Raw genomic sequence first — 21,457 nt, forward strand, 5'->3', positions numbered from 1 at the left:
CATCACGCTGCGCATCATCCAGCCCCAAGGGTCCGCCCGAAGACCGCGCTCCATGACCGATCCCACCGATCCTGCCGATTACGCCAGCTCCGCCGCCGATTCCCTCGACATCTGGCTGATCCGCGTGCTGCAAACGCTGCTGACCGAGCGCAGCGTCACCCAGGCCGCGCTGCAACTGGGGCAAACGCAACCCGCCATCAGCACGGCGCTGCGGCGGCTGCGCGAACTGCTGCACGATCCCATTCTCGTGCGCGGCAAGCAGGGCATGGTGCCGACCGAGTACGGCGCGTCGCTGCTGCCGGCCGTGCAGCGCACGCTGCGTGAGGTCGAGTTTGTCGCCACACCGCATGGCGCCTTCGATCCCATCACGTCACGGCGCACGTTCCGGGTCGCAGCGCCTGATTACCTGAACGACTTTTTCATGCCGACGCTGATTCGCGCTTTCCGCGTGGCGGCGCCGAATGCACGGCTGGAGATTGAGTCGCTGACGCCGACGCTCGATCACGAACGCGCACTCGATGAAGGCGATCTCGATCTGGTTATTGGTAACTGGGAGAATCCCGAGCCGCGTTTTACGCGCCGCGATCTCTTCACCGACAGCTTCGTGTGTCTCATGCGCCGCGGCCATCCGCTCGCACGCGAACCGCTGACAACGGCGCGCTATGCGCACGCCGCGCATCTCGCGCCCACCACGTATAGCGGCGCGAAGCGTCATCCCATCGATATAGGCCTGGCGGGCGCAGGCATCCGGCGACGCATTGTCACGACCATTCCGTACTTCGGTCTCGTGCCGCAAGTGCTGCTGCAATCCGACCTGATCTTCACCGCCACGCGCCGCTTCGCGCTGCATTACGCCGCGCTGTTGCCGCTCGTGGTCATGGAGTCACCGATCGAGTTTCCGCCGATCGAAAGTTACCTGATGTCTTTGCCCGAGGTCACCAGGCCCACCGACCTGGCCTGGTTGCAGGCGCTGATGGCCGATGTCTCCCTGGAGTTGACCGGGCAGCCCGCGCGCGAAGAAAGCCGGTAAAAGTTTCCCGCTTCATTGCCTGATGCTGGCCGGTCGCGGGCCAAACGCAAATTCTCTGCTGCAGCGCAAAATTCCGCAAACCCCTCCCCGACAAGCCTTTTCGCCATTCTGCGGGTCCTGAAAACGCGTCCGGCGGGCCACGTGTGCGCTCAACCTATGGGAGAATCACGCTTCTTCCGCGATATCAACCCCGCACTTACCCCAATGTCCACCGAAGCCCCGCTGTCCCGACGCGCCGATCTAGCCATTACCGGGCGGATCGTCTCGGTCGTCACGTTCACGTTCATTTGTTACCTGACCATCGGTGTCCCGCTCGCGGTGCTGCCAGGTTTCGTGCATACGGATCTCGGCTACGGATCGGTGATGGCAGGCGTGGCGATCAGCGTCCAGTACTTCGCAACGCTCGCCTCGCGGCCGCTCGCCGGGCGCACGGCGGACACCATCGGGCCGAAGCAGACCGTGCTGTACGGGCTGACCGCCTGCGCGATCAGCGGCGTGCTGCTGCTCAGCGCGGCGCTCGCGTCGCAGTGGCATTCGGTGAGCCTGGGGCTGCTGATCGTCGGCCGTCTTGTGCTCGGTTTTGGCGAAAGCTGGGTCGGAACCGGTGCGATCACGTGGGGTATCGGGCGGGTTGGAGCCGCCGGCAGCGGACGCGTGATTTCGTGGAACGGCATTGCCACGTATGGCGCGCTGGCTATCGGCGCTCCGCTCGGCGTGGCGATGGAACGCTCGCTCGGATTCGCGTCGCTGGGCGTGCTCGTGATTGCGCTCGGCGGTCTTGGCTACTGGCTCGCCACGCGCATGGCGGCTGTACCGATCGTGCATGGCGAACGCATGTCGTATCGCAGTGTGTTCTTTCGCGTGCTGCCGCACGGCATGGGCCTCGCGCTGGGCTCGGCGGGATTTGGATCGATCGCCACGTTCATCACGCTCTTTTATGCTGCGCACAACTGGCCTGATGCAGCGCTTTCGTTGACCGTGTTCGGCACGATGTTCGTCGGCTCGCGGCTCTTGTTCGCCAACACCATCAAGGTCTTCGGCGGCTTCCGCGTGGCCATCGTGTCGTTTGGGTTCGAATGCGTTGGTTTGCTGATGCTCTGGCTTGCCGCCGATCCCGCCTTCGCACTCGCGGGCGCCGCGCTGACCGGGTTTGGCTTCGCGCTGATCTTTCCGGCGCTTGGCGTGGAAGCGGTCGGGCTTGTTCCGCCGGCCAGCCGGGGCGCGGCGTTGTCGGCGTATTCGGTGTTTTTGGATTTGTCGCTGGGCGTGACGGGGCCGCTGGCCGGGTATGTCGCGGGGGAGTTTGGGTTCAGCTCGGTGTATCTGTTTGCCGCGGTTGCGTCGGCGGCGGGCGTGGCGCTCACCGTCGCGCTTTATATGCGCACAGGGCGCGGGGTGGGTGGCGCGGCTACCGCCTGAAAGTTTTGCCTACGTCGATGAAAAACGTCCGCTTCGGCGGACGTTTTGTTTGGCGTACGCAAAATGCAAAAAGGACCGAAGGCATCGGTCAACCGTCCCCATGCCATAATTTCCGCGAGCTATCCCGCGATAGCAATCGTCCTGTCTCACGAGTCCTTCAGCCATGTCCAACCTCCTTTCCCGCCATTTGCTCAGCATGGCCTATAACAACGCCTGGTCGAACCATCGTATGTTGAAGGCTTGCGCCTGGCTGACCCAGGCGGATTTCGTCGCGCATCGAACGAGCTTCTTTCCGTCGATCAAGGCAACGCTCAACCACAATCTGACCGTCGACTGGTTTTACATCGATGCGCTCGAACGCGAGCAACGCAACGAGCCGCCTCATCCGCAGATCATGTCTTTCTTCGATCCGGAAGAACCCTTCGATACCTGCGCCGACCTGCAGCGCGAGCAACGGCTAGCGGACCGGCGGCTCATCGACTACTGCGCTCACCTCACCGATAACACCCTCGAGCGTCAGGTCACCCTCCTCCGCCCGCGCGCAAAACAGCAGGAAACCCGCACGCGGCTGCTGGCACACCTGTTCGAGCACCAGATCCATCATCGTGGGCAAGTGCATGCGATGCTCGCCGGCACATCGGTCGCGCCGCCGCAACTCGACGAGTTTTTCTGCGATATCGACGCCGAAATGCGCGCCGCCGACCTCGCCGAAATGGGCCTGAGCGAAGCGGTTGTCTGGGGATAAACGAAGGGCTCACCCGCCTCTCCCCTCGCGTGCCGCTTCTCATTCACTCCCCGTCGCCGCGCTGCTTGTCTTAGAATCTGCCCTTGGTCCCCACTTCCTGCTTTCTATGAACACGACATCGGAGGACCGCTGGCGCGACTTGCGCCCGGACCCGGACAGTGACACCCCGCTTTATCTCCAGCTCGCCCGCAAGCTCGGCAACGCGATCCACGACAACCGCTGGAACGCGGGCGAAGCGCTGCCCTCGGAGCGCGTGTTGTCGGAGGCGCTCGGGGTATCGCGGATTACATCGCGTAAAGCGATCGCGTTGCTCGTCGAACAAGGGCTGATCCGGCGCACGCAAGGCGCCGGATCGTTCATCACGCCGCGCTATGAAGATCCGCTGTCACGGCTGTCGAGCTTCAGCGAAATGCTGCGTCGACGCGGATTTACCCCCGGTTCGAAGTGGCTCTCACGCGTGATCGAGCCCGCGAATCGCGATGAAGTGATCCAGCTCGGGTTATCGCCGGCGGCTGCCGTGACACGCTTGCGCCGCCTGCGTACGGCCGACGGCATTGTGATGGCCGTGGAGAACTCCACCTTTCCGGCGGCGCTGATTCCCGACCCGCTCGCCGTTGGCGATTCGCTTTATAGCTTTCTGGAGCAACGCAATCTGTCGATTGTGCGAGCCCTGCAGCATTTCCGCGCGGTGAATGCGACCGATGAGATTGCCGCACAAATGGGCATTGCGCCGCACGACGCGCTGCTGCTCATCACACGCGTGGGTTATACGGCCGACCAGCGCCCGATCGAGCTCACGGATACCTACTGCCGCAACGATTACTACGACTTCGTCGCGGAACTGCGGAAGTAGTCGCGGATAGTCACCACCATTGCGGCTGATGGGTGCCAATAGGCACCGGCGGCGAGCCCCAGTACGGCGGCGTCAGCGACATGCGCTCAGGCGGCTGCGTGCACGTGAGCGTTCCAAACGGCGAAGCGATGGTTTGCAGCATGTCGCGGACATCGTCGAGTTGGGGATCGGGCACGTTCTGGCCATCGTCGATCAGTCCCATCGATTGCAGCCAGCGCCCGGTCCGCGCCAGCGCCACGCGCACATGCCAGCTTCCGCCTTCGGTGGCGCGTCGTTGCAACGCGATCATCGCGCCGAATGCCGCTAGATAACCCGTCGCGTGATCGAGTGCCTGGCAGGGCAAGTGGCGAGGTTGCGTCTGACCCGCCGCTTGCGCTTCGGTCCACGCGATGCCGCTCGCCGATTGCACCAGGCTGTCGAAACCGCGCCGTTGCGACCAGGGTCCTTTGTGCCCATACGCCGATATCGTCACATACACGATTCCCGGTCGCAGTCGCGCGGCTTCTTCGGGTCCAAATCCGTGTGCGGCCAGTGCGCCGGGGCGATAACCTTGCAGAAATATATCGGCATCTTTCAATAACGCACGCAGCGATTCGCGGCCGCTTTCATCGCGAAGATCGAGCGTCGCCGAGCGTTTGCCGCGACCGTTGTCGATCACCAGCGGTGGAATATTCGGCAGATGCGGACCGTTGATGAGCAGGACATCGGCACCGTGCTCGGCGAGCGTGCGCCCCGCCACCGGACCCGCGATGATGCGGCTCAGATCCAACACGCGGACGTCGGACAAAGGCCGTTGCGGCTCGCCTTGGCCTATTGCTTCCGGCGGCGCATCGTCGAGCTTGATGATCTCCAGCAGCGGTATTTCGCCAATCGCCTGAGCCTGTGGCAAGCGCGCCCATTCCTCGGGCGTGCGGATCAGCGCGGCGCACAGGCCGGCATCGGCGAGCGCATCGTCCAGGCTTGCACTTTCCCAATTGCGGATCGCCTGCGTGACCCCGGCATGATCGTTGGTACATCCCAGCAACTTGATCACCCCGTCCCGATGATGCTTGAAGTTCGTATGAAGCTGGATCCAGCGGCCGTCACGCGTCTCGTAGAAGCCCATCAGCGGATCGCGAAGCTCGGGCGGGTTGTCAGCGCCGATGCGCAAATAGCGCTCGCTGCGGAACGCGATTGCGGCGCGGCGGGTGTAGATGTGCACGTCTTGCTGCCGCCCCGTGCGATGCCTGAAACATTGCGCCGCCGCTAACGCCGACGCGCCCACGCTCGCCGCCGCCAACGCACTGACCCGATACACCGACGGCAGTAGCCGTTCGTCGCCCCTGACCGTGAGATGCTCAAGCGCCTCAGGGTCTCCCTGCGCCAGACGCCAGAGTTCTTCGACAGCTTTCATCGCCATGCTCCTTGTACGCCACCACGGGTTCACCCTCGATTGCTATGGACCGCCAGCGCTCCAATCAGTTTCAGGAACGTTTCAATCGGCCCGCCGATTGCTGCAAACATCCGCACGCAATCGTTACTCACATCCACGTAAAATCACGGCACTCCCTCCGCCTGCTCCTTTCATGCCCGACACAATCCGCTCGACCGTTGCCCCCACACCCTCGCCCCAATCGCTCACCATCATGTTGTGGCTGGTCGCCACGGGGTTCTTCATGCAGACCCTCGACTCGACCATCGTCAATACTGCCCTGCCGGCCATGGCGAAAAGCCTCGGTGAAGCGCCCCTTCGCATGCAAGGCGTGGTCATTGCGTATTCGTTGACCATGGCGACGGTCATCCCGTTTTCCGGCTGGCTCGCCGACAAGCTCGGCACACGTCACGTCTTTTTCAGCGCGATCCTGATCTTCACCATCGGCTCATTGCTTTGCGCGAATGCTCATTCGCTCATGCAACTCGTTGTTTATCGCGTGGTGCAAGGGGTGGGAGGGGCGATGCTGCTGCCTGTCGGACGCCTCGCGTTGCTACGCGTGGTGCCGGCCGAACGTTATCTCAGCGCCATGTCATTTGTTGCAATTCCGGGATTGATCGGGCCGCTTATCGGGCCGACGCTCGGCGGCTGGATCGTACAGATTGCGTCGTGGCACTGGATCTTTTTGATCAACGTGCCGGTGGGCGTGATCGGTTGTATTGCCACGCGGCTCTTCATGACCGATAGCCGCAACCCGTCCACCGCGCCCTTCGATCTCGCCGGTTATCTGATGCTCGCGGTCGGCATGGTCGCGCTGACGATCTCACTCGATGGCCTCGCCGATCTCGGCCTTCAACACGCCATCGTGCTCGTGTTGCTCGTCCTGAGCATGGCATGTTTTGTCGCGTACGGACTGCACGCCGTGCGGGTTGCGCAGCCGATCTTCTCGCTCGATCTCTTCAAGATCCACACGTTCAGCGTCGGCTTGCTCGGCAACCTGTTCGCGCGCATAGGCAGCGGCGCGATGCCGTATCTGCTGCCGCTGCTGCTGCAGATCAGTCTCGGTTATTCGCCTTTTGAAGCCGGTCTCATGATGCTGCCCGTGGCCGCCGCGGGAATGGCGTCGAAGCGGATTGTGACGAGCCTGATCATGAAGCGAGGGTATCGCCAGGTGCTGATGGTCAACACGGTGCTGGTCGGGCTCACGATGGCCAGTTTCTCGCTCACCAGCGCCGATCAGCCGCTTTGGCTGCGGCTTGTGCAACTGGCGTTCTTCGGCGGCGTCAACTCCATCCAGTTCACCGCGATGAACACGCTCACGCTGAAAGACCTCGGAACCGGTGGCGCCAGCAGCGGCAACAGTTTGTTCTCGCTCGTGCAGATGCTGTCGATGAGTCTCGGCGTCACCATCGCCGGTGCGGTGCTCGCGACCTTCACCGGTATCCTGCCGAAGGTAACCGAGACGAATTCGCTGCCTGCCTTTCACGCGACGTTCCTCTGTGTCGGCGTTATTACGGCTGCGTCAGCGTGGATCTTTGCGCAGCTCGGGCCGGAGATTCGCGCTGTGAATACGAAGAAAACCGATCCGTCGGAAGCGCACTAAGGCGCTGGTTTTCGCCCGCGCCTCGGTGGGCGAATTCGATCAACGCGCCATCGCGCATCATCTCCCCGTGCGCACCGCACTACAAAAGTGCATGAGGCCTCGCCGTCTCGCTACGACGCAAACCGCGGTCGCCGCCCGGCCCCGGCCAGGCCCGGTTTCGGCGGGAATATCTCAATTGTCCGGCAAATGCGCATATTTCTTGCTCTTCAGGGAACGGCCCTATCCTGTAAACTAGTTCTTCCCCGATGTTTACTCCCACTCGAGCCGCGTTCGAACGCCTGCCAAAACCACCATGAGCATGGTTGATCTCGACCCTCCCCGCTTTCAGCCACCTCGTCCCGTTGCCGGCGACGACGGTTCGCGACGCACCGTCCTGTACGGCGAATACACGGTGTTCAGCGTTTTCCAGCCCGTGTTCTCCGTGTCGCATCGGCGTGCGATCGGTTATCACGCGTCGCTGCGAGCCCGCGACGATTCCGAACAGCAAGTCCCATCGCATGAAGTCTTCACGCAGGCAGCAAGGCGCGGCGATCTGCTCGAACTCGGCCGGCTGGCTGAATCACTGCATCTGGGCAACTTCTTCTCCTTCGATAGCGACGACGAATGGCTGTTCCTCAGCCTCCACCCGGCCGCGTTGATGGACACGAGCTACGGCGACGCGCTGCTGGCATCGCTGAAAAACATCGGACTGCCGCCGCAGCGCGTCGTGCTGGAAGTGCCCGAGCAAGCGGGCGGCGAGACCACGCGCTTCGCCGAGATCATCGATTCATTGCGCAAGTCCGGCTTCCTGATCGCGCTAGATGGCTTCGGCGTGAAGCATTCGAATATCGACCGCGTGTGGCATCTGCGGCCCGATATCGTGACGCTCGATCGCTGCATCCTGCAGCAGGCGAGCGAACATTCGCATATCGAGCGTGTCTTGCCGGGGCTGGTTTCCCTGCTGCACGAATCCGGTCAACTGGTGTTGATGGGTGGCCTGAGCACCGAACGCGACGCGCTGATCGCGCTCGAATGCAACGTCGATTTCGTGCAGGGCGCGTATTTCGCGGGTCCGAGCGTGGAAGCGGTGAGACCGCAAGCCGCGCAAGGCGTGCTGGACGCGTTGTCCGCCGCGTCCCGCGAACGCGTGGCGGCGCGTGAACGTACGCAGTCGGCGCGGTTGGCGCCGTATGTGGGTGCGCTGGAAACGGCGGCGGCGCGTCTGATCGAAGGCGAAACGCTCGCCAATGCGACCCGCACTCTGTTGCAGCTTCACGAGACGGCGCGATGCTTCCTGCTCGATTCATCGGGACGGCAGATCGGCGATAACGTCTTGCCCGTCACGCGGGCATCGCAACGCGCGAAGCGTTTCCGGCCGTTGTTGCATTCGGAAGGCGCGAGTTGGGAACGCCGGCCGTATTTCATCGAAGCGTTGCGCACGCCGGACCGGGTTCATCTGACAGCGCCCTATCTGTCGATCAACGAGGCGCACTTGTGCGTGACGGCGTCCATCGCAGCGCATACGCCGCGCGGCTTGCAGGTTCTCTGCGTCGATATCAACTGGGACGTGACATCGCAACGGCGTTGAGCGTCGTGTAGCGAAAACGGGCTCGCTGCATCACACATGCGAGCGCGTCAGCGCAGCCTTCACGGTGCGCGCCAGGTCGCCTATCTGAAACGGCTTCCTGAGCACCGCGTACCCCTCTACGCGGTCCTTCGATACATCTCCGTGTGCCTATCCCGCCGTCAGGATCACAGGCAGTTGCCGATACCGGGTGTGATATCGCGTGAGATAAGATAAGCCGTTGACGCTGCAGGCAAAACCGCCCTCCATGAGTTCGAGATCACCAGGTGTCAAACGCCGCGTGCTGCTGGCTGCGTCGCTGGCATGTCTTGGATCGCCGGCATTCGGCACGGACACCATCGAAACCGCGCAACCGTCCACGCTGGTCAGCGACGTCCACACTTTCATCGTCGCGGAAGACGGCTCCCTGACAGAGGACGACGAAACCACCTTGCGCGCGAATACGCCGGCGGGTGTGGGCGAAATCGCGCAACGCTACATCTGGTTCGACAAATCGACCTCGACCATCGACATAAGCGACGCCTACTCGCTCGGCTCCGACGGCATCAAACACATCGTGGCGCCCGATCAGATCCGCGAAGTCCAGGAGCCGCGTTCAGCAGGCGCCCCCACGTTCGAGGACTCTCGCCTGAAAGCGGTGGTCTTTCCAGGAGTGAGCACGGGATCCATCGTGCATCTGCGGTTTCATAAGACCCAGTCGAAGCCGGTCATCGCAGGGCAATTCGATTATTTCGTCGAACCCAGCCGCGGCCCGGTGGAAGAGCAACGCTTGATCTTCGACTTGCCCGCCGATAAACCCCTCTATGCCGATGCGCGCGGCTACGTAGCCGTGCCGCCGGTGACACAGGGCGGCCGCACGCGCTACGAATTCGACTACAGCCGGGCTTATTACGACCGTGTGGAGGCGGGCTCGGTCGGATATGCGCAGTACGGCGACCGGCTGATGGTGTCGACGTTTCCGGACTACCGGAGCTTTGCCGCGAGCTATCGGGACGGGACTGTCGATCCAAGCGCGAACAATCCGGCCGTACGTACCCTCGCACAGTCGCTCACGCGCGACGAGACCGATCCACGCGCCCAAGCGGCCACGCTCTACGACTGGGTGCGCCACAACATCCGCTACGTGTCGCTGTTCCTGGGGCAGAGCCCCGCGATCCCCCACCGGGCCGCCGATATCCTCGCCAACCGCTATGGCGACTGCAAGGACTATGTCGCGCTCTACGGGGCGTTGCTGGCTGCAGTGGGTATCGAGAACGAGCCGGCCTTGATCAGCCTTGGCTCGGTCTATACGCTGCCTTCCGTGCCGGGCTATGGCGGCAGTGCGATCAATCATGTCATCACGTGGATGCCGGGGCTCGCAATGTATGCCGACTCGACGGCCTTGAGTATCGAGTTCGGCTATCTGCCGCTCGCGGACATGGACCGTCCAACGCTGCTGGTCAACGATGGCACGCTGTCCCGCACGCCCGCTACCGAACCTCTGTCGCGCACGGCGCGCTTGCAGATCGACGTGGCGCCCGACGGCTCGGCCGCGTTCGGCGATCAGGTGGAAGACGCCGGATGGAGCACCGGGCCGGAGCGTTCGAATCTGCTGCACGCGACTGCCGAGCGCCGCAAGCAGATCGCCGATACCCGCCTTCGGGCGACAGGCCTTCGCGGTGTCGCGACGCTTGCCGCCACCGACCTGGACGCAAGCAACGGCCCGCTGACGACTACGATCAATGGAACTCTCGACAGTGTGGTGTGGACCACGGGCACGACCGCCCTGCCCGCGCTGACGAGCCTGTCCGGCGGCATTGCCACTCAGGTCGAGAACCTGCTCGCCGAGCGCGTGCGGACGCAGCCATTCATGTGCACCGGCGGCGCATTCGATGAAGTCGCGCAAGTCACCTTGCCGAAGACGGTTCGCGTCACCGATGTCCCAGCAAATGCCAGTTTCACGAACGCGTTCTTCGATTATTCATCGCGTTATGTCTTCGATCCCGCGACGAACCTGTTTCAGGCAGAGCGCCATTTCAAGGCCAACTTTGGCAAGCAGGTTTGCACGCCAGCGGACTTCACCGCCATGCAACCGGTGTTGAAGCGGATCGAACGGGACGCGGATGCCCAGATCATCGTGAAGGCGATGGAGCCGTGATGGAGCGCGTTCGACCGGCGCGTAAATTTTTGTAATCGTGGCATGCGTGCCTGTAACCGGAATGTCGGGCGAGGCGGCTATGCTGCGGAACCCGCATTGAAGGAGCGTCCCGATGCGCACTGCCAGGCCATGATGACCCAAAAATCCGACGACACACCTGAGCAACCGGCTGCGTCGATTGATCGTCTAAGCGCGATCACGTCGCCAGATCCATCGGTTCACCGCACGCTTGCCGATGCATGCCGCCAAGCCGGCGATGAACTCCGCGCGCTCGCCCATCTGATCGCAGCCCATACCCTCGATGCGTACGCAACCGGTTCGCCGGACGCGCGCACGAACGGCCTGTGCGACGTCGCCACGGGCTATTTTATGAAGGGCGATCACGCAGCGGCCGCGCAGTGGTACGCGCTCGTGCTGACGCTCGATCCGAACGTCGCGGTTGCGTGCCAGAACCTTGCCGCTATTTATGCGGGCGAAGGAAACACGGCGCTTGCAGAGGTTTATCGCGAGCGCGCTTATGGAATTCAGCGGGTTTTCGTCGAGGAGACTGCCGGCTGGACTCGCTCCGTTTTGATCCTTTGCGCGGGTAAAAGCACCGGCAACGTGCCATTCGACGCGTTGTTGCCCGGCGCCAGGAACCGTCGTATCAAGTACGCAATCGATTACGCGGCCGACGACGAAGACGCTCAACTCCCCGCCTTCGATCTCGTCTTCAACGCAATCGGCGATCCGGATATTGCAGCGCCGCTTGGCGAGAGGCTCGCGCGTTTCGAGGCGCGGTGTTCGCGTCCGTTGCTCAACCCAAACTCGGCGATCTCCCCGACTTCGCGGCATAGGTTGCCCGCGCTGCTTGATGGCCTTGAAGACGTACAGACCGCACCGTGCGTGCGGTACGAAGGACAGAGCGTTGGCGCACTCGCTTCGCTACTCGCCGATCACGCCGTCACGTTTCCGCTGCTGGCTCGGCCCGTTGCCGCCCACGGCGGCGATGGTCTGGTTCTGTGCGACACAATCGAAACACTTGAAGGCCGCTTATCGACGCAAGCAGGCGCCCAGTACCTGACGGCGTTTCGCGATTGCCAATCAGCCGATGGCTTCTACCGTAAGTACCGCGTGATCTACGTCGATCGACGGCCGCTTCCTTATCATCTTGTGATCTCGCCGCACTGGATCGCGCATTATTTTTCCGCCGATATGGAAAGCCACGCCTGGAAGCTCGACGAGGAACGTCGCTTCCTGCAGGACCCGCGTGCCGCACTCGGTGAGCGTGCGATGGACGCCATTGCGGCTATCGGGCAGAGGCTTGATCTGGACTACGGCGGTATCGATTTCACGCTTCTGCCTGACGGTCAGGTCTTCGTGTTCGAAGCCAACGCGACTATGCTCGCGCACTACGAGCGCGATAACGGCGTGCTCGCTCACAAGAACCAACATGTGCAACATATCGTCGATGCGTTCGAGCAAATGCTCGCGCACCGGACGGCGGGCTGAATGAACAAGACCATGAACTTTTCCGGTGGACCGGGCGCGTTGCCAGCGTCGGTGTTGCGCGAAACGAGCGTTGCTATCGATAGGTTGCCGGAGACCGGTCTGTCGGTGCTTGGAATGAGCCATCGATCCGACTGGTTCCGCGGCATACTGGATGAAGCAGAACGCAACCTGCGTGTGCTGCTCGGTATCCCTGACAACTACCATGTGCTGTTCATGCAGGGCGGCAGCAGCCTGCAATTCTCCATGCTGCCAATGAACTTCCTGCGTCGCAGCGGCAAGCATGCCGAGTACATTGTGTCGGGTTACTGGAGCGCCAAGGCGCCGGTCGAAGCGCGACACGAAGGAACAACGAGTGTGGTGTGGGACGGTAGCGCGGAGGGGTATCGCCGTTTGCCTGCGCCAGCGGAGTTGAACCTCTCGCCAGACGCGGCGTATCTGCATTACGTGTCGAACGAAACGGTCGAAGGGCTGGAGTTTTCGGACATTCCGGGCGTCCCCGAAGTGCCGCTGGTCTGCGACATGTCATCGAATCTGCTGGCTGCGCCGCTCGATATCGACCGTTACGCGATGATCTACGCGCACGCGCAGAAGAACCTCGGGCCGGCCGGTGTCACCCTGGTGATCCTGCGCGATGAATTCGCTCAGCGGGCAACGCATGCGCTGCCGACCCTGCTCGATTATCGGACGCATATTCAAGCGCGTTCGCTGTACAACACGCCGCCGGTGTTCGCGATCTATGTGTTGATGCTGGTGACACGCTGGCTGCGCGATGAAATAGGCGGTGTGGAAAAGATGGCGGCGATCAACCGCGCGAAATCGGAGCGGCTGTATCGTGCGCTCGATGCCGAGCCGGATTTCTATCGCGTGCACGGCGAGCGCGCTTGCCGGTCGACCATGAACGTAGCCTTCCGTCTGCCCGATTCGGCCATGGAAGCACAGTTCATCGATGACGCCCACCGCGCTGGCTTGCATGGCCTGGAAGGACATCGATCGATCGGCGGCCTGAGGGCTTCGCTATACAACGCGGTGACGCCCGAGGCGGTGGCAGTGTTGTCGGAGTGGCTGGGGGAGTTTTGCCGGCTGCGGGGTTAGGTGGTGAACGTTCGACTGGCCGTGTTGTTCACGCTCGTCATGCAGCGGCGAACAGCCAGTCGAGAAAGACGGTGAGCGCCCGGTCGTCCGGCGCATCCCGATACAAGCATTGAAACGGCGGCCCTTCCAGCTCGACCTCAGGAAAGAGTGCAACGAGCCTGTTGCCCTCTATATCCCCCTCACAATGGCATGCGGCGCCAGCGCAATGCCGAGACCGCTCGTAGCGGCCTGCACCAGCAACGAAAAATGTTCGAAGTAAGGCCCGTGCAGCGTCTCGCTGACCGGCACGCCTGCGTTATGGAACCACCACTGCCACGCTTCAGGAATGCCCGAGTAGTGAAGCATGCGTGCACTGGCCAGATCGGCGGGGATGCGCAGCGCCAACCGTTCGCGCAGGTCCGGCGAACACACCGGCACCGCACGGTTAGCAAGCAGGCGCCTCGACACGAAGCCGGAACGGCGGAGGTCGGGATGATTGCGCCGGATGATCGCATCGTGCGATTCATCCACCTCTTCTACGCCCATGTCCGGCGTGGTCACGATCTGCACGTCGATACCCTCATGTTGCGCATGAAAATCCGCGAGGCGCGGGATCAGCCAGCCATGCGCAAACGACGCCGACGTATTGACACGGATCGCGCGGCTCACCGCGCCGCCGCGCATTTGCTCGGTGGCTTCGGTCAGGCGGGTGAGGCAACTGGCGACATCGATAAGGTAATGCCGCGCGCGCGGCGTCATTTCAAGCGCGCGGCCATTGCGTTCGAAGAGTTTCTGGCCGAGATAATCCTCCAGCACGCGGATCTGCTGGGTGATGGCGCTGTGCGTTACGCAAAGTTCATCGGCGGCTTTGGCAAGACTCTTCAGACGCCCGGCGGCTTCGAAACTGCGCAGAGCATTCAGCGGCGGTAGACGGCGCATGAGGTCCTTTCATATCCAAGTATTTCTTGCAATTCCAGCAAAATCTTTCAGTTGAAGAAACCGCTGCGGGCTCACTAGGATAGCGCTTGCCCTCAATAGCTTTTCAACAGCGAATAGTTCGCCTCCTGCATGACATATTGCATCGAAACCCGCGGTTCGCGTCGTCTTCGGATAAGCGCATGCTGCACGATGAGCGGCGTGCTCGCTACGCTGCTGCTGTTTCTCACGGCTTGCAGTACGCCCGATCCGAATGAGCGCGTCACGGGTTCGGGAGGAACCGCAGTCAAATACAGTTCGCGTCAGACCACCGTGGATCTTACCGCTGGTGAGCAAAGCACATTCGCGGCGATCCGCGATCGCGGGTTCCCGAATGTGTCGGTGGCGCAGGCGTTGCGCACAGTCGGAAGCGCGTTGACGGCGAACGGCTACGGACCGCTGACGATAGAAAACGACACGGGCCTGGTCCAGGGAGCACGCGGCGAAGTACTCGTTCCCAAGTGGCGTGAGGTTCTGCGCGGGGTGTTGAAGACCCGCGTTGGTTTCTTGCCGGCCAAGCCGGACCACCAGAACACGACGGCACTTGTCACGGTGACACCCTCCACAACCGGACCGGGCGTAGTCGTTCGCGTTCGATTCGACAACACCGTATGGGACAGCGGCGGTGACGCCAAAACCAAAACCGTCCTGACGAAGGAAACCAACGACGATTTTTTCGCGCGGGTGAAACATGACCTGGACGCACCGGTGGCTCCGGCGCCGAAGGGTGGCGAAGGCTAATCGAAGTAGCCGTTCCCGCTTGGCCAAGCTTGGCGGAGCTTGATTACAGGCCCTTGAACCGATCAGCGTAAAGCCGGCTGACGCTCAGCTTGTCCGGGTGGCCCCGCAACGTCAGCGTGAGTTTCCCGGTGTCATCGCGTAACGCGCTGGCGATGGCATCGCACCGTACGATCGTGCTTCGATGAACCTGCCAGAAGCACTCTGGATCGAGTTGCAATTGCAGTTCACGAAGCGAGATCCTGATCAGGTGTTCGCGTTCGGCTGTGACAAGCCGCACGTATTTATCGGCGGCCTCGAAGTACAGCACGTCCGCTATGGGCACCATGGTTATCGTATTGCCGGCGCTCGCCTGGATCAGCCGCAGTGGGCTGGCGGCCGGCGGGTTGCCATGGGGCATTGCGGCATCGACATGCAAAAGCTCGCGCAACGAGTGGATGGCAGCTTCCAACGACGGCTCCGCTGCCTGCGGCTGCGCCCTCTGCCGCAATGCGGCTTGCAGACGCGCACAGGTTTTTTCAAGCCGATCGGGCTGCACGGGTTTCAGCACATAGTCGACTGCCGCGTGCTCGAATGCATGCAGTGCGTATTGATCGTAGGCAGTCACGAACACCAGCAACGGAAACGGTTTGGCGAGGTCCGGCCAGTCCTCTGCAAGCGCTTGCGCGACCTCGAGTCCCGTCATGCCGGGCATGCGAATGTCGAGGAACAGCACGTCGGGTTGCAGCGCCAGCGCCTGTTCGACCGCGGTCTTTCCGTCAGCCACACTCGCGACGCAATGCAGGTCTGGCCATAACCGCGTCAACTGGGCCTGCAGGTCTGCGGCCAGCAAAGCTTCGTCTTCGGCAATCAATACGGTGGCTTTCATGATCGGCACAGAATGGTCGTTGGCGGTCGGAATCAACTCAGCGGACGAAATCAAGATACAGGAAGCCGCACGATAGCGAGCGTACCGCCCTCGTCATCGCTTGCGGCAACGAGTTCAAGCGACGCGGTCTTACCGTACAACGCGGCGAGCCGTTCACGAACCTGCTGGATGCCAAAGCGGCAGCCACCGGACGGCAAACCGCCAATCCCCGCCCCTGTATCGCGGACACTGAGCACGAGCGTGCTGCCTTCACGCTGCGCGCACACCCGAATCCAGCCGCCGGCAACCTTGGGTTCCAGTCCATGCTTGATGGCATTTTCGACCAGAGGTTGCAGCAGCAGTGGTGGCATCGACAGCCGCCCAAGCTCGTCCGGCAAATCGAGCTGCCTGCTCAAGCGATTTCCCATGCGGGTCTGCATCAACTCGAGATAATCGTCAATACGCGCAAACTCCGCCGACAACGAATGTGATCCCAATCCCGAACGCGAAGCATCCAGCGTCGCGCGCAAAAATCCAATCAGCCGGTCGAGCATGGCTTGGGCACGCGGCGGATCTTGCGCGATCAGCACCCGCAGATTGGCGAGCGTGTTGAACAGCATGTGCGGTTCGAGCTGCGACTCCAGCAGCTTGAGCTGACTCTCCGCAGCACTTCGCAACGCGGCTTCGGTGCGCGTTTCCATCGCGGCCATACGGCTTCGGGCATAAAAGAAATACGTGATGCCCAGCGAAAACACTAACACACCGGTCATGCTCAGCAACATCGGCCGCGGGTTGTCAATACGCGTGGACGGTGCGTGCTGCACGCCGGTCAGCAGATCGCCGAGCATGTGCCCGGCGGCGTAACCCACTATGCCCGACACCACAATCCAGGGAATCATCAAGCCCCAGCCAGGCCAGTCGCGCTGCGCGTCGAAGTTATCGGGGGAACGCTTGCGAATGCGGTAGGCGAGGCCATAGCGGCCCACCTCGATCAATCCCTGGATGAACAGCGCGCTGCACAGCGAGTAGATCAGGTTGCTCACGAACGAATCGCGATACATCGCGTAAAAGAACACGGTGCTCGCCGCGGATACCGGGATAAAGATCCGCAGTTCGCGCCATAGCAGGTTCAGGATGAGTTGAGCGTGGCGCATGCAGTGGTCAATTGTGCAGTGGTGGTATGCGGTGATTCAGGCGCGGCTTGAGCCATCCGGTTGTTCAACTGTCCGCGTCCGCGCGCGCAGTTCGGCAGTCGTAGCGCCTTCACCGTGTGGCGTCCAGCCGGGAGGCTTGAACAAGTATCCGAGGATCGCGGACACACTGCGCGCGCCGGCCAGGTCACGGAGCAGATCGACCCATTGCGCGGATTCTACGCGTAGCGGGTTGTAGCTGGTGATCGGATGCACGAGGCCGTAGCGGCAAGGCAGATCGTCGCGCACTTTGACATAGGTGCCAAAGAGCCGGTCGAAGATGATCAGCACACCGCCGTAATTCGCATCCAGATACTCGATGTTCGCAGCATGATGCACACGGTGCGACGACGGCGTGTTGAGAATCCCTTCGAGCCAGCCAAGCCGGGGAATCCAGGTCGCATGAAGCCAGAACTGATACAGGAGATTCAGCGACAGGACGGCGTAGACAATACCCGGGTCGAACCCGAGCCAGACTAGCGGCACGAAGAACAACATGGTGCCGGTGAGCTTGCCGAACACGCCGATGCGAAACGCGGCCGAGAGATTCAGCTCGTTCGGCGAGTGATGCACCGCGTGATTGGCCCAGAACCAGCGCATCTCGTGCGCGGCCCGGTGATACCAGTAGTAGCAGAACTCCTGCCCCACGAATAACACGAGCAACGCGATCCATCCGGAAGGCTGAAGAGTCATCAGGCGATAGTGATGCGCAAGCAGGACAAATGGCGTGGCGATGGAGAGCGGCAATCCAATACCGATCGCGATGCGCGCAATCATGTCGGCCACCGACACGCCCAAAGCCTTCCAGTCGTAGCGCTGACGACGCGACAGAACGGCTGCCTCGATCAGCGCAAACGCCACCACCGCGGGCGGCGCAATGAACAGCATGAATTTGTCGAGCGAAAGCATGGTCGCAGGTTCGTGGGTTATGCGAAGAGGCTGGTTTGCTGCATACATCGGGGCAAGGCCGCTCAATAAGCCATGCTCGACGGCTCGGCCTGCCGGGCGACGCGCCACATCGCGAGGCCGCGTGCGAGGAAGATGCCGCTGAAGGCGCCGTACGCCAAACTCACTGCTACCGCGAACAGCCTGTCGACGCTCAGATCGGGATGCATCGCCAACATGACGTTCGCGCCGAATTTGATGATGAACAGGCCAAGGATCAGCACAAGCGGAACCCAGCTTCCGGGCACGAGCAAACGCTGCTCGGCGGCAAGCCAGCGGGCCTTGCTGCCTATGCCGGCAGCGTGAGATATCGAAAGCGCCGCGAGCATCGCCGCTGCCCACGCGACCAGCGCGATGGACTGCGCGGCGAAGACTGACACCACGCCATAAAAGGATAGCGCGGCCATCGCGAGGGGAATTACCGTCGCATTGCGCAGCGTCTTTTGCTGTGGCTTCGTTTGCGAGACGCCGAGGGAAATCAAGGCGGCGAGCAGCCACCAGACCCAATGCGGTGTGTGCTGAAAAATTTCGATGAGCATGATGATCGTCCTTATCCGTAGGGAGGAGATTTCGATGATGCTCATGGTCGGCGTTCGCCTCGCACGTCGCTAGCGATTTGCGACGGGATGACATATTGCGCCGCGAAACGCGCCGGATGTGGCGCGAGTGGCGCGAGTGGCGGCAGCCAAAAAAAGACCGACAAATGACAACGGGCCGCCCTGAAATGACGGCCCGTCCCGTTTGTCAGCGTTCGCGGTGAAGTCGGAATAACGTCGCAGAACGGTGATCGCCGCGGAAAGCACGTAAGGGAATTGTTGGGTGTTCTTGCGCATGCCGGCCTGTTATTTAGAGATTTTTTCTGTCTGCGCGGTAGATAACTGAAAAAGTCACTCAAATTTAATTAACTGGTACGTACGCCAGAGAACGGAACCCACCCTCAAAGCACCCTATCTTTCCTCAGCCGCGAAGCTGTCCGCGCGCCTGCATTCCAGCACGTCCCCGAGCATTTCCTTTGCATGCTGCAGTGCAGCATGCGCCCGGTTGTCCTCATGACGCACCTTGCGTCGAGGATCGCGTGCGCCTGGGAGCCGGAACAGAGCGAGCAGACATGTCTGCCCAGACATCAATCAACCAATCGATCCCAGGAGCACACCGACATGCGTAACACCTTCCTTGACTGTACGCGTGGCCTGGGGATATGGCTCGTCGTCTTCGGGCACGTCGAGCGCGGCTTGTCCGATGCGCATCTGTTGCCGGCGAACTATCCGTTCGCGCAGATCGATTTCACGCTCTACACGTTTCACATGCCGCTGTTTTTCCTGCTGGCCGGACTCTACGTCTGGCCGGCCCTCGAGAAAGGCCGCGGCTCGTTCATCGGCTCGAAGTTCATGTCGATCGTCGTGCCGTATTTCGTATGGTCGATCATTCAAGGCGGCGTGCAGATCGCGATGGCGCATTCGACGAATCACTCGCTCGCATTGTCCGACTGGCCGAAACTCTTCTATGCGCCGATCGGTCAGTTCTGGTTCCTCTATGCGCTGATGATCTGGCAATTGGTCGCGTTTGCCTGCGGCCGGCGCGGTCCGGCGCTCATGGTGATCGCGGTCCTGGCGCTCGCATTCAGCACGGCGGTGCCCGACTCCATTTTCTCGACCACCATGAAAATGGGCGTTTTCTTTGCAGCGGGCGCGGCGATCGGACCGCGACTCGATCGACACATCGCGTCGATCGCACACTGGAAATCATTCGTTATCTGTTGCGTTGCATTCGGCCTGGCGGTCCGCGCGATCTGGAACGTGGCGCCCGTCTATTCGTGGCAAGCGCTGCCGGCCGCGATCTTCGGCATGGGAATAATCATGATCGTCTGCTACTGGGCGAACCGGACGCCGGCAAAAGCGCCGCTCGCGCTATGCGGGCAACGTTCGATGGACATCTATGTCATGCACATCATGGCGGCGGCGGGGATTCGCATCGTGTTGACGAAAGCCGGTGTCGAGAATGCTTATGCGTTGCTGCTGATCGGAACGGCGGTCGGCGTTGTGCTGCCGCTCGGCGTTTCGCAAGCGCTACAGAGAACCCGTGGTGTGATTCGCGGCGCATTTCGCGCTCCGCGAACGGGTGCGCAAAGTTGAACACGTGGGGCGGCGCAGGGGCCTGATTGGTCGCGTCGGTCAGATACCGGGTCGACACGATGAAGTTGCGGGCCGCCGGGTTGGCCTCGTCGAACTTGGGATCACGTGTCGTGCTTGGCGGCACTGCGACTGCGTTGTTGGCACTGCGGTCGATACTGGCAGACATCACGCCCGGCATGGCATGTATCTGACAAGGCAATAGCCAACGGTTGCCTGGTTGTGCTCCTGGCTGACGGTGGCGCGGACGCAAGGTGCTTACTTCATCCGTTGCCACACAACTTTCGATGCCCCATATCCAAAGCTTCCGGGTGTGATGTAGGTCAGCCGGTCGCCATCAAGGGTGAATGGGCGCCGTTGAACATCGCCGTCCCAGTTCGGAAAGGTGCTGTTCTGAATGTGGAAAACGATCACTCGTCCGGCCGGATCGACGGTATAAGTACCGAAATGCGCGAAGTTACCCTGGACGATGCGTTGGTTCTCTTCGGCGGTACCCGATAACCGGTTATCCAATGCGAACTTCGGCAAATCCGCACGAACTCCGACCAGAACGTAGCGGCCGTCGCTACCGAAGATGAGTTGGCCGTGCGGATGTGGACCGAGCGCCTCGACTTCGCTGCCGCTTGTCGTAACGGTCAACGAGACCAAAGACCACGAACCCACCACGTCAGGCGCCGCCTGGGCAAATGTTTTGGGGGCGCCGATACATAGTGCAAAGGCCACCAGCGTTGCGACAGGCAGGGTTTGGAGCATGGACTTCATGGCGTTCTCCAACAACGTGAGGGCAGATGGTGCCAAGGCAAAACACCTCTGCGCACCTTCCCCGATTCACTCGAATTCGCCAGGGAGAAACTGATTCCCTAACGGATCGCCTTCCTTGCTTTGTTTCCCCACTACCCTGTAAGGTGCGCCGCAGGCTAATACCCGTCAATGAAGCCAGGCAACCCCGTGCGGGCCACCGCGCTAGCGGAGTCAATTAGTGTCCATTTTTGCGAGGGTTGGCGTCTGCCACGATCGCCGGAGACCATGATTGCATCTTCCCAACCCGAGAGCCGAGGGCAGGAGGTTCGCCAAGCGATCATCATCTCCGCATAGGTATGCGGTTGTGCCGCTATCCATGCCAGGAATTCCAGCAGATTGGCGGTATGGGAACCATTTCCCTCTATCGTCGGCGTGCGATACATGGTTCGCCCTCGATCACCAGACGACATGCTTATAGGATAGCTTTCTCGGGCACGACTTCCAATTTACATGGATACCGAACCTGTATCTCTTCGGTATGTGCGAGAACCGGACGATCGACGAGGGT

The 21,457-nt window shown here is 61.6% G+C and carries 18 protein-coding genes; 11 read left to right on the forward strand and 7 right to left on the reverse strand.

Annotated features, from left to right (window positions below):
- The first annotated feature begins 52 nt into the window (after window positions 1-52).
- The 4 genes from FH08_RS0134705 to FH08_RS0134720 all read left to right on the forward strand — a co-directional run bounded on the left by FH08_RS0134705 (window position 53) and on the right by FH08_RS0134720 (window position 4,047).
- Window positions 53-1,030, forward strand: coding sequence for a LysR family transcriptional regulator (locus tag FH08_RS0134705; RefSeq protein ID WP_051888756.1), 978 nt, complete (start codon window positions 53-55; stop codon window positions 1,028-1,030).
- Between the two features lie 204 nt (window positions 1,031-1,234).
- A complete protein-coding gene (locus FH08_RS0134710; RefSeq protein ID WP_031362739.1) occupies window positions 1,235-2,449 on the forward strand; it encodes an MFS transporter in 1,215 nt (404 codons plus the stop codon).
- A gap of 163 nt (window positions 2,450-2,612) precedes the next feature.
- Window positions 2,613-3,194, forward strand: a complete 582-nt coding sequence (locus FH08_RS0134715) for a DinB family protein (protein ID WP_031362740.1) — start codon at window positions 2,613-2,615, stop codon at window positions 3,192-3,194.
- 106 nt (window positions 3,195-3,300) lie between these two features.
- Entirely contained in the window at window positions 3,301-4,047 is a 747-nt protein-coding gene (locus FH08_RS0134720) for a GntR family transcriptional regulator (RefSeq protein WP_031362741.1), read from the forward strand.
- A 10-nt stretch (window positions 4,048-4,057) separates the two neighbouring features.
- Here the strand turns inward: FH08_RS0134720 and FH08_RS0134725 are convergent, their stop codons facing one another.
- Window positions 4,058-5,440 carry a CoA transferase gene (locus FH08_RS0134725; protein ID WP_419178037.1) on the reverse strand — a complete coding sequence of 461 codons (1,383 nt, stop codon included), beginning with the start codon at window positions 5,438-5,440 and terminating at the stop codon, window positions 4,058-4,060.
- A 172-nt stretch (window positions 5,441-5,612) separates the two neighbouring features.
- Between FH08_RS0134725 and mdtD the strand changes: the two genes are divergently transcribed.
- The 5 genes from mdtD (at window position 5,613) to serC (ending at window position 13,345) form a co-directional block, all read left to right on the forward strand.
- A complete protein-coding gene (mdtD, locus tag FH08_RS0134730) occupies window positions 5,613-7,061 on the forward strand; it encodes a multidrug transporter subunit MdtD (RefSeq protein WP_031362743.1) in 1,449 nt (482 codons plus the stop codon).
- 292 nt (window positions 7,062-7,353) lie between these two features.
- On the forward strand, window positions 7,354-8,628 hold the full coding sequence (locus tag FH08_RS0134735) for an EAL domain-containing protein (protein ID WP_031362744.1): 1,275 nt from the start codon (window positions 7,354-7,356) through the stop codon (window positions 8,626-8,628).
- 244 nt (window positions 8,629-8,872) lie between these two features.
- Window positions 8,873-10,762 carry a DUF3857 domain-containing transglutaminase family protein gene (locus FH08_RS0134740; protein ID WP_031362745.1) on the forward strand — a complete coding sequence of 630 codons (1,890 nt, stop codon included), beginning with the start codon at window positions 8,873-8,875 and terminating at the stop codon, window positions 10,760-10,762.
- Window positions 10,763-10,891: 129 nt separating this feature from the next.
- Window positions 10,892-12,253, forward strand: coding sequence for a hypothetical protein (locus tag FH08_RS0134745; protein ID WP_051888757.1), 1,362 nt, complete (start codon window positions 10,892-10,894; stop codon window positions 12,251-12,253).
- Window positions 12,254-13,345 carry a 3-phosphoserine/phosphohydroxythreonine transaminase gene (gene serC, locus FH08_RS0134750; protein ID WP_031362747.1) on the forward strand — a complete coding sequence of 364 codons (1,092 nt, stop codon included), beginning with the start codon at window positions 12,254-12,256 and terminating at the stop codon, window positions 13,343-13,345. It begins immediately after the preceding gene.
- Window positions 13,346-13,513: 168 nt separating this feature from the next.
- On the opposite strand, the gene FH08_RS48870 is transcribed toward serC, so the two are convergent.
- A complete protein-coding gene (locus tag FH08_RS48870; protein ID WP_051888758.1) occupies window positions 13,514-14,263 on the reverse strand; it encodes a LysR substrate-binding domain-containing protein in 750 nt (249 codons plus the stop codon).
- A 189-nt stretch (window positions 14,264-14,452) separates the two neighbouring features.
- Here FH08_RS48870 and FH08_RS0134760 point away from each other — a divergent pair, with 189 nt between their 5' ends.
- Window positions 14,453-15,040, forward strand: coding sequence for a hypothetical protein (locus tag FH08_RS0134760; protein WP_063771256.1), 588 nt, complete (start codon window positions 14,453-14,455; stop codon window positions 15,038-15,040).
- Window positions 15,041-15,083: 43 nt separating this feature from the next.
- Here FH08_RS0134760 and FH08_RS0134765 read toward each other — a convergent pair whose 3' ends face one another.
- The 4 genes from FH08_RS0134765 to FH08_RS0134780 form a co-directional block, all read right to left on the reverse strand.
- Entirely contained in the window at window positions 15,084-15,905 is an 822-nt protein-coding gene (locus FH08_RS0134765; RefSeq protein WP_031362749.1) for a LytR/AlgR family response regulator transcription factor, read from the reverse strand.
- 50 nt (window positions 15,906-15,955) lie between these two features.
- Window positions 15,956-17,038 (reverse strand): sensor histidine kinase, encoded by a 1,083-nt coding sequence (locus tag FH08_RS0134770; RefSeq protein ID WP_031362750.1) that lies wholly within the window; start codon window positions 17,036-17,038, stop codon window positions 15,956-15,958.
- Between the two features lie 36 nt (window positions 17,039-17,074).
- Window positions 17,075-17,983 carry a sterol desaturase family protein gene (locus FH08_RS0134775; protein WP_031362751.1) on the reverse strand — a complete coding sequence of 303 codons (909 nt, stop codon included), beginning with the start codon at window positions 17,981-17,983 and terminating at the stop codon, window positions 17,075-17,077.
- A gap of 62 nt (window positions 17,984-18,045) precedes the next feature.
- The gene (locus FH08_RS0134780) at window positions 18,046-18,558 is read right to left on the reverse strand and encodes a DUF6622 family protein (RefSeq protein ID WP_031362752.1); all 513 of its coding nucleotides are present in this window, start codon (window positions 18,556-18,558) and stop codon (window positions 18,046-18,048) included.
- Window positions 18,559-19,176: 618 nt separating this feature from the next.
- Between FH08_RS0134780 and FH08_RS0134790 the strand changes: the two genes are divergently transcribed.
- The gene (locus tag FH08_RS0134790; protein WP_051888759.1) at window positions 19,177-20,151 is read left to right on the forward strand and encodes an acyltransferase family protein; all 975 of its coding nucleotides are present in this window, start codon (window positions 19,177-19,179) and stop codon (window positions 20,149-20,151) included.
- Window positions 20,152-20,406: 255 nt separating this feature from the next.
- Here FH08_RS0134790 and FH08_RS0134795 read toward each other — a convergent pair whose 3' ends face one another.
- A complete protein-coding gene (locus tag FH08_RS0134795; protein ID WP_035568214.1) occupies window positions 20,407-20,910 on the reverse strand; it encodes a lipocalin-like domain-containing protein in 504 nt (167 codons plus the stop codon).
- Window positions 20,911-21,457 lie beyond the last annotated feature (547 nt).

Source organism: Caballeronia sordidicola, from assembly GCF_000729995.1.
Lineage (GTDB): Bacteria > Pseudomonadota > Gammaproteobacteria > Burkholderiales > Burkholderiaceae > Caballeronia > Caballeronia sordidicola_A.

Excerpts from the sequence above, each read along its gene's own strand:
- FH08_RS0134705 (WP_051888756.1), top strand. The coding sequence starts at position 53 with ATGACCGATCCCACCGATCCTGCCGATTACGCCAGCTCCGCCGCCGAT.
- FH08_RS0134710 (WP_031362739.1), top strand. The coding sequence starts at position 1,235 with ATGTCCACCGAAGCCCCGCTGTCCCGACGCGCCGATCTAGCCATTACC.
- FH08_RS0134715 (WP_031362740.1), top strand. The coding sequence starts at position 2,613 with ATGTCCAACCTCCTTTCCCGCCATTTGCTCAGCATGGCCTATAACAAC.
- FH08_RS0134720 (WP_031362741.1), top strand. The coding sequence starts at position 3,301 with ATGAACACGACATCGGAGGACCGCTGGCGCGACTTGCGCCCGGACCCG.
- FH08_RS0134725 (WP_419178037.1), bottom strand. The coding sequence starts at position 5,440 with ATGAAAGCTGTCGAAGAACTCTGGCGTCTGGCGCAGGGAGACCCTGAG.
- mdtD (WP_031362743.1), top strand. The coding sequence starts at position 5,613 with ATGCCCGACACAATCCGCTCGACCGTTGCCCCCACACCCTCGCCCCAA.
- FH08_RS0134735 (WP_031362744.1), top strand. The coding sequence starts at position 7,354 with ATGAGCATGGTTGATCTCGACCCTCCCCGCTTTCAGCCACCTCGTCCC.
- FH08_RS0134740 (WP_031362745.1), top strand. The coding sequence starts at position 8,873 with ATGAGTTCGAGATCACCAGGTGTCAAACGCCGCGTGCTGCTGGCTGCG.
- FH08_RS0134745 (WP_051888757.1), top strand. The coding sequence starts at position 10,892 with ATGATGACCCAAAAATCCGACGACACACCTGAGCAACCGGCTGCGTCG.
- serC (WP_031362747.1), top strand. The coding sequence starts at position 12,254 with ATGAACAAGACCATGAACTTTTCCGGTGGACCGGGCGCGTTGCCAGCG.
- FH08_RS48870 (WP_051888758.1), bottom strand. The coding sequence starts at position 14,263 with ATGCGCCGTCTACCGCCGCTGAATGCTCTGCGCAGTTTCGAAGCCGCC.
- FH08_RS0134760 (WP_063771256.1), top strand. The coding sequence starts at position 14,453 with ATGAGCGGCGTGCTCGCTACGCTGCTGCTGTTTCTCACGGCTTGCAGT.
- FH08_RS0134765 (WP_031362749.1), bottom strand. The coding sequence starts at position 15,905 with ATGAAAGCCACCGTATTGATTGCCGAAGACGAAGCTTTGCTGGCCGCA.
- FH08_RS0134770 (WP_031362750.1), bottom strand. The coding sequence starts at position 17,038 with ATGCGCCACGCTCAACTCATCCTGAACCTGCTATGGCGCGAACTGCGG.
- FH08_RS0134775 (WP_031362751.1), bottom strand. The coding sequence starts at position 17,983 with ATGCTTTCGCTCGACAAATTCATGCTGTTCATTGCGCCGCCCGCGGTG.
- FH08_RS0134780 (WP_031362752.1), bottom strand. The coding sequence starts at position 18,558 with ATGCTCATCGAAATTTTTCAGCACACACCGCATTGGGTCTGGTGGCTG.
- FH08_RS0134790 (WP_051888759.1), top strand. The coding sequence starts at position 19,177 with ATGCGTAACACCTTCCTTGACTGTACGCGTGGCCTGGGGATATGGCTC.
- FH08_RS0134795 (WP_035568214.1), bottom strand. The coding sequence starts at position 20,910 with ATGAAGTCCATGCTCCAAACCCTGCCTGTCGCAACGCTGGTGGCCTTT.